Genomic DNA, 7,198 nt, shown 5'->3' on the forward strand with positions numbered 1-7,198 from the left:
CATGCGCATCGTGGTGGCCCCGGACAAGTTCAAGGGCTCGCTGACCGCGGCCGAGGTGGCCGCCCGGGTGGCGGCCGGCATCGCCGCCGTCGACCCGGGCGCCACGGTCGTGCAGGTGCCGGTGGCCGACGGCGGCGACGGCACGGTCGCTGCCGCCCTGGCCGCCGGGTACCAGCGGGTGCCCGTGCGGGCCGCGGGCCCGCTCGGCGAGCCGGTCGACACGGCGTTCGCCCTGCACGGCGACGTCGCCGTCGTCGAGATGGCCGACGTGTCCGGGCTGCGGCTGCTGCTGCCCGACCGGCTCGCCCCGCGGCAGGCCGGCTCCGCCGGCACCGGCGAGGTCGTCCGGGCCGCGCTGGAGGCAGGGGCGCGCACCGTCATCCTGGGCATCGGCGGCAGCGCGAGCACCGACGGCGGGGCCGGGCTGGTCCAGGCCCTCGGCGCCCGGCTGCTCGACGCCGCGGGAGCCGACCTGCCGCCCGGCGGCGCCGCGCTGGAGGCGCTCGACCGGATCGACCTGTCGGGGCTGCATCCCGGCGTGCGCGACGCCCGGTTCGTCGTCGCGTGCGACGTCGACAACCCGCTGCTCGGCCCGACCGGCGCCGCCGCGGTCTACGGTCCCCAGAAGGGGGCCGACGACGCCGACGTCGCCCACCTCGACACCGCCCTGGCCCGATGGGCCGACGTCGTCGACGCGGCGATCGACCGGAAGGGGCTGCGTGACGTGGCGGGAGCCGGAGCCGCCGGAGGCGTGGGCTACGCCGCGCTCGCCCTGCTCGACGCCGACCTGCGCCCCGGGATCGAGCTGGTCCTGGACCTGGTCGGGTTCGCCGAGCGGCTGCGTGGCGCCGACCTCGTGATCACCGGCGAGGGATCGCTCGACGAGCAGACGCTCAGCGGTAAGGCCCCGGCCGGGGTCGCCGCGGCGGCCGCGGCCGCCGGCGTGCCCGTGGTGACGGTGTCCGGTCGCGTCACGCTGACCGCCGAGCAACTGCGCGACGCCGGCGTCGGCCGCGCCTACGCTCTGACCGATCTCGAACCGGACGTGCGGCGCTGCCTCGCCGAGGCCGGGCCGCTGCTCGAGCAGCTCGCCACGCGGCTCGCGCTGGACTGCATGAGTACCGCAGCGACGGAAAGGACGACATGACCACGGTGCCGTTGTTCGTCAACGGGGAGGGGATGCGCGGGGGCGCCGTGCACCACAGCATCGAGGGCCATCGCTTCCTCGGCCCCGCCCGCACCGCGCCCCGCTACCGCTTCTACTCCGTGCGCGACGCGTTCCCCGCGCTCTGGCCGGTGACCGAGGGCGGGGTCAGCGTCGAGGGCGAGCTGTACGAGGTGCCGCTCACCGTGATCCGCGACAGCTTCATGCCCTCCGAACCGCCGGAGCTGGAACTGGGCGTGGTGGAGCTGGCCGACGGCACCGCCGCGCTGGTCGTGCTACTGCGCGCGTCCGAGCACGCCGACGGTACGGGCCTCACCGACATCTCCGAGCACGGCGGCTGGCGCGCCTACCGCTCGGGCCGGGGATGAGCGGCATGGCCGAATACGACCTGGTCATCCGAAGCCCGCGGGTCATCACCCGGGCCGGGGAGGTGCCGCGCTGCGTCGCCGTGCGCGACGGCGTCGTCGTCGCCATCGAACCGCTGGACACCGCCCTGGAGGGCCGCGAAACCGTCGACCTCGCCGCCGACGAGGTGCTGCTACCCGGGCTCGTCGACACCCACGTGCACGTCAACGAGCCCGGACGCACCGAGTGGGAGGGCTACGCGACCGCCACCCGGGCGGCTGCGGCCGGCGGCGTCACCACGATCCTGGACATGCCGCTCAACAGCCTCCCGCCGACCTGCACCGTCGAGGCGTTGGAGATCAAGAAGGAGGCGGCCGCGGGCAAGTGCCACGTCGACGTCGGCTTCTGGGGCGGGGCGATCCCCGGCAACCTCGACGACCTGCGCGGGCTGCACGACGCCGGGGTCTTCGGCTTCAAGTGCTTCATGACCCCCTCGGGTGTCGACGAGTTCCCCCCGCTGGACATCGACGAGCTCGAGCGCTACCTCGCGACGCTGCGCTCCTACGGCGCCACCATGATCGTGCACGCCGAGGACAGCACGGCCATCGAGCGCGCTCCCGCCGCGCACGGCCGCCGCTACGCCGACTTCCTCGCCTCGCGCCCGCGCGGCTCGGAGAACCTCGCGATCGCCCACCTGATCGAGGCCGCCCGCCACACGGGCGCCACGGTCCACCTGCTGCACCTGTCCAGCTCCGACGCCGTCGCGATGATCCGCACCGCGCGCCGCGAGGGCGTCGCGATGACCGTCGAGACCTGCCCGCACTACCTCGTCTTCGAGGCCCAGGCGGTGGCCGACGGCGCGACCCAGTTCAAATGCTGCCCGCCGATCCGGGAGGCCGACAACCGCGAGGCGCTCTGGCACGCACTCGGCGACGGCGACATCGACTGCATCGTCTCGGACCACTCGCCGTGCACCCCGGAGCTCAAGCGGCTGGAGCTGGGCGACTTCGGCGAGGCCTGGGGCGGGATCTCCTCGCTCCAGCTCGGCCTCGCCGCGGTGTGGACCGAGGCCCGCCAGCGCGGGTACACCCTTGTCGACGTGACCCGTTGGATGGCCGAGACCCCGGCCCGGATAGCCCGGCTGCAGCACAAGGGCATGATCGAGCGGGGCTACCACGCCGACTTCGCGGTCTTCGCGCCCGACGACGCGTTCGTCGTCGACCCGCGGCGGCTGTACCACCGCAACCCGGTGACGCCCTACGCGCAACGCCCCCTCGCCGGGGCGGTGCGCTCCACCTGGCTACGCGGGCAGCGGGTCACCGGCGACCGGCCGGAGGGCCGGCTGATCTCGAGGGGAGAGGCATAGGACGATGGGCTACTACACACCCGCGGGCGGGCTCCCGCCGCAGACCCAGCTGCTCACCGACCGGGCGATGTTCCGGGAGGCCTACGCGGTGATCCCGCGCGGCACGAACTCCGACATCGTCACCAGCTACCTGCCGTTCTGGCAGGGCACCCGGCTGTGGGTGCTGGCCCGCCCGCTCTCCGGGTTCGCCGAGACGTTCTCCCAGTACATGATGGAGCTCGCTCCCGGCGGCGGGAGCGACCGGCCCGAGGTCGACCCGACGGCCGAGGCCGTCCTGTTCGTCACCGCCGGGTCGCTGCAGCTCACGGTCGACGAGGCCGAGCACAAGCTCGACCTCGGCGGCTACGCCTACCTCCCGCCGGGCGCCCGCTGGACCGTCCGCAACGACGGCGACGACCTCGCCCACTTCCACTGGATCCGCAAGGCCTACCAGCGCGTCGACGGGCTGGACGCACCCGAGGCGTTCGTGACCAACGAGCGCGACGTCGAGCCCGTGCCCATGCCCGACACCGACGGGCGGTGGCGCACCACGCGCTTCGTCGATCCCGCCGACCTGCGCCACGACATGCACGTCAACATCGTGACGTTCGAGCCCGGCGCGGTGATCCCGTTCGCCGAGACCCACGTCATGGAACACGGTCTCTACGTGCTGGAGGGCAAGGCCGTCTACCGGCTCAACGAGGACTGGGTGGAGGTGCAGGAGGGCGACTTCCTGTGGCTGCGCGCGTTCTGCCCGCAGGCCTGCTACGCCGGTGGGCCCGGCCGGTTCCGCTACCTGCTCTACAAGGACGTCAACCGGCACATGGCGCTGCACCGATGAGTTCCGGTGCCCACACGCGGGGTCTCGCTCGCGTCAGCACCGGCCCGAGCCCTGGCCGTGCCCGTACGCGTGCTCGTCGCTGCGGCGCTCAGCGCATGGTCCAGCACGTCGATCAGCAACGGTCTCCGTCCAAGTGGAGGGTTGACTCGTCCTGGGTCTGATGGAGGCCAGGCTCATGGGGTTTCGACCGTCTTGCGGCCGTCCATCCTCGTTTCCAAGGTCAGGCGCCTCAGTCAGACCCCGGGCGAGTCAGACCGGCGGTAGACGAGCCGCCTGTCCGCGCCACCGTCCTCCTGGTTGGCCCGGACGAGCGCGTCCTGCACCAGGTGGTGGTCCGGCGAGTGCTGGCACACCGGGTCGGTGCGTCCCGCGTCGCCGGTCAAGGCGAAGGCCTGGCAGCGGCAGCCTCCGAAGTCCAGCTCCTTGCGCGAGCAGCTGCGACACGGGTCGGGCATCCACTCCGTGCCCCGGAACGCCTCGAAAGCCGGGGACTTCGCCCAGATCCAGTCGAGGTCGTGGTCACGCACCGAGGCGAACTCCATGGTCGTGATCTCTGCGGCGACCGGACACGGGTACACCACACCGTCCGGGGCGACCGTCAGCGCCGTCTGCGCCCAGCCACCCATGCACGGCTTCGGGTAGGGCTCGTAGTAGTCCGGGAGGATCCAGAGGATCTCCATCCGCTCGGCCAGCTCGGCCTTCCGGCGCTCGTAGACGCCGACCGCCTGGTCCAGCTGGGTCTTGCTGGGCATGAGCAGTTCACGGTTGTTCAGCGCCCAGCCGTAGTACTGGGCGTTGGCGAGCTCGAGCCGTTCGGCATCCCACCGCGCGCAGACGTCGATGATCGCGTCCAGCCGGGCCAGGTTCAGCCGGTGCAGGACGACGTTCATGTTCAACGGCAGCCCGGCATCGCGGATGATGCGCGCGGCCGCTTCCTTCTTGCCGAACTGCTTGCTCGCTGCGATCAGGTCCGTCGCCTCGGCGGCGTCGCCCTGGATACTCAGCTGCGCGCTGTTGAGCCCCGCGGCGACCAGCGACTCCGCCCGGCTCTCCGTGAGCCCGAGACCGCTGGTGATCAGGTTCGTGTACAGGCCGAGGCGGCGGCACTCGGCGACCAGCGTCTCCAGGTCGCCGCGGACGAGCGGCTCTCCGCCCGAGAGGTGGACCTGCAGGACACCGAGCTCGGCCGCCTGGCCGATCACCCGCAGCCAGTCCTCTGTGGCGAGCTCGTCCGCGCGGTCGAGCAACGCGAGCGGATTCGAGCAGTAGACGCAGTGCAGCGGACACCGGTGGGTGACCTCGGCCAGCAGGCCGAACGGCTGAGGCGTCCCGTTCACGTGACCACGACCCAGCCCCGCCCGCTGGCGTCGTCGAGGAACGAGAGGATGTCGCTCTCGAGGTCGGCGGCCTCGAAGTCGTGCTCGAGCTGGTCGACCAGCTGCCGCACCGTCCGGCTGCCGTCGCACAGGCCCAGGATCGCCGCGCCGGACTTGTTGAGCAGCACGACCCGCTCGGGCAGCAGGAGCAGCTCCACCTCCCGGACGTTGTCGTGCTTGAGCATCGCCTTGGTCGCCAGCCGGGGGGTGGCGTTCAGATCGTGGCCGGCCATCACGAGCTCTTGCCGTAGGCGAGCTCGACGGCGTCGAGCAGGCTCCAGAGCACGTCGCACTTGAACTCCAGCGCTCGTGCGCACGCGTCCTGTTGCTCCCGGGTGGTCGCGTGGGTGAGCACCAGCTCGAGCAGGTGTGCGATGTCCTTGGGCTGCTGGGTGAGCCGCGCCCGGAAGTACTCGAGCCCCTCCGTCGCGATCCACGGGTAGTGGCGCCGGACGTCGGTGATCCTCCGGCTGAGCAGGTCCGGCGCGAACAGCTCGGTCAGCGCCGACGCCACGGACTCCAGCCACGGCTGCCGACGACAGAAGTCCACATAGGCGTCCACGGCGAACCGCGCTCCGGGCAGCACTGTGTCGTAGTCGTACAGCTGCTCGCGGGTCAGGCCGACCGCTTCGCCGAGGCGGACCCACCGCTCGATGCCGCCCTCCTCCCCGGCGCGCCCGTCGTGGTCGATGATGCGCTGGATCCAGCGGCGCCGGTCCTCCCTGCCGGGGAGCTTCGTCAGGATGAACGCGTCCTTCACCGGGAGGTTCACCTGGTAGTAGAAGCGGTTCCGCACCCACCCGCGGAACTCGTCCTCGCTCAGGGTGCCCGCGTGCATGCGTTCGTTGAACGGGTGCAGATGGTGGTACCGCTTCTCTCCGATGGCCCGCAGCCGCGCTTCGAACTCCTCCGTGGACCAGGCGCTCATACCTCTACCTCCAGACCGGCTCGACCGACCTCGATGCCCAGGCTCGTCAGCCACTGACGTTCCCGGGACTCCTCGTCCAGGATCGGATTCGTGTTGTTGATGTGGGTGTAGATCTTGCGCCTCGCGGGCAGTGCGGCCAGCGCGCGGGCGGACCCGTCGGCGCCGCTGACGGGCATGTGCCCCATCGAGCGCCCCGTCCGGCTGCCCGCGCCTCGGCACGCCATCTCGTCGTCGGTCCAGAACGTGCCGTCGAGGAAGACGCAGTCGGCCGACGCCACCTGCCCGGCGAAGTGCTCGTCCCATCGGGGCAACGTCGGGGCGTACACCACGGTCCCGCCCGTCATGGTGTCCTCCAGGCGGAATCCCACCTCCCACGGCGACGGCAGGTCACCGCCCGCCGAGTGCCGCGAACGCCCGACGTAGCGTGGGGGTTTGGAGCCGGTCAGGAAGGCCGTCACGCGGAGCCGGTCGTCCAGGTCCAGCGGCGCGCCGAGTTCGACCCGGGACCAGGTGAGCGAGGCATAGTCGCTCAGCAGGTCCCGAACCGGGAACCACGTGCTGAGCGCTTCCAGGACGGGGGCCGTCCCGTACACCGTCAGCGTCGACTCCTCGCGCAGCATCAGCAGGCCGATACTGTGGTCGAACTCCGCGTCGGTCAAGAGCACACCGGCCACCGGGGTCCTGCGGATCTCCGGCCCAGGATGCAGCGAGGAATCGGCCGCTACCTGATGATGGACGTCCGGAGTCGCGTTCAGCAGAAACCAGCGCTCACCGTTTCCGGAGACCGCGATCCCGGCGTGGGTCGACGCGACTTCGGGCTTGGCGCGGGCTCTGCGACACCCCGCGCAAGCGCAGTTCCATTGCGGATACCCTCCGCCGGCCGCGACTCCGAGGCAATGGACGAACACGGCCGTCAACGCCGGCGAGGGCCGGCTTCGGGGCGGGCCTCGCCCTCCGCGGAATCAGACTTCTCCCAGTTCATGGCATCCTCCCGCAGGTCTTGCCCCGGCCACGCTGCTCTTCGACCACCTTCTTCGCTCACGCCCGGACCTGCAACCGAACGCGAACAACCGGTGCGGGACGCGGAACGAACGGCGACCGTCCGGTCACGAACGGCCCGCGACCGCCCTCCGGCACGGGCGGTATTCGGTGTGTGCATGGGGGATTGGTTTTTCGGATGTGCTGGGGTGTTGCCGGG

The 7,198-nt window shown here is 71.6% G+C and carries 8 protein-coding genes; 4 read left to right on the plus strand and 4 right to left on the minus strand.

All coding sequences use genetic code 11. The features are described 5' to 3' along the window. The first annotated feature begins 1 nt into the window (after window position 1). The 4 genes from LWC33_RS15145 to LWC33_RS15160 are packed head-to-tail and all read left to right on the plus strand — an operon-like array spanning window position 2 to window position 3,696. A complete protein-coding gene (locus LWC33_RS15145; RefSeq protein ID WP_233305020.1) occupies window positions 2-1,147 on the plus strand; it encodes a glycerate kinase in 1,146 nt (381 codons plus the stop codon). Then, a complete protein-coding gene (locus LWC33_RS15150; RefSeq protein WP_233305021.1) occupies window positions 1,144-1,533 on the plus strand; it encodes an allophanate hydrolase-related protein in 390 nt (129 codons plus the stop codon). Before LWC33_RS15145 ends, LWC33_RS15150 begins: the two co-directional genes overlap by 4 nt. 5 nt (window positions 1,534-1,538) lie before the next feature. Further along, a complete protein-coding gene (gene allB, locus LWC33_RS15155; protein WP_233305022.1) occupies window positions 1,539-2,876 on the plus strand; it encodes an allantoinase AllB in 1,338 nt (445 codons plus the stop codon). Window positions 2,877-2,880: 4 nt separating this feature from the next. After that, a complete protein-coding gene (locus tag LWC33_RS15160; RefSeq protein WP_233305023.1) occupies window positions 2,881-3,696 on the plus strand; it encodes a bifunctional allantoicase/(S)-ureidoglycine aminohydrolase in 816 nt (271 codons plus the stop codon). 233 nt (window positions 3,697-3,929) lie between these two features. On the opposite strand, the gene pqqE is transcribed toward LWC33_RS15160, so the two are convergent. The 4 genes from pqqE to pqqB are packed head-to-tail and all read right to left on the minus strand — an operon-like array spanning window position 3,930 to window position 6,908. Next, a complete protein-coding gene (gene pqqE / locus LWC33_RS15165; protein WP_233305024.1) occupies window positions 3,930-5,033 on the minus strand; it encodes a pyrroloquinoline quinone biosynthesis protein PqqE in 1,104 nt (367 codons plus the stop codon). Continuing rightward, entirely contained in the window at window positions 5,030-5,305 is a 276-nt protein-coding gene (pqqD, locus tag LWC33_RS15170) for a pyrroloquinoline quinone biosynthesis peptide chaperone PqqD (RefSeq protein WP_233305025.1), read from the minus strand. The genes pqqE and pqqD overlap by 4 nt, the downstream gene beginning before the upstream one ends. Then, window positions 5,305-6,000: a pyrroloquinoline-quinone synthase PqqC gene (pqqC, locus tag LWC33_RS15175; protein ID WP_233305026.1), complete on the minus strand. Its 696-nt coding sequence runs from the start codon at window positions 5,998-6,000 to the stop codon at window positions 5,305-5,307. The genes pqqD and pqqC overlap by 1 nt, the downstream gene beginning before the upstream one ends. Beyond that, window positions 5,997-6,908: a pyrroloquinoline quinone biosynthesis protein PqqB gene (gene pqqB / locus LWC33_RS15180; RefSeq protein ID WP_233305028.1), complete on the minus strand. Its 912-nt coding sequence runs from the start codon at window positions 6,906-6,908 to the stop codon at window positions 5,997-5,999. The genes pqqC and pqqB overlap by 4 nt, the downstream gene beginning before the upstream one ends. Between the last annotated feature and the right edge of the window lie 290 nt (window positions 6,909-7,198).

The organism is Pseudonocardia terrae (assembly GCF_021343995.1).
Lineage (GTDB): Bacteria > Actinomycetota > Actinomycetes > Mycobacteriales > Pseudonocardiaceae > Pseudonocardia > Pseudonocardia terrae.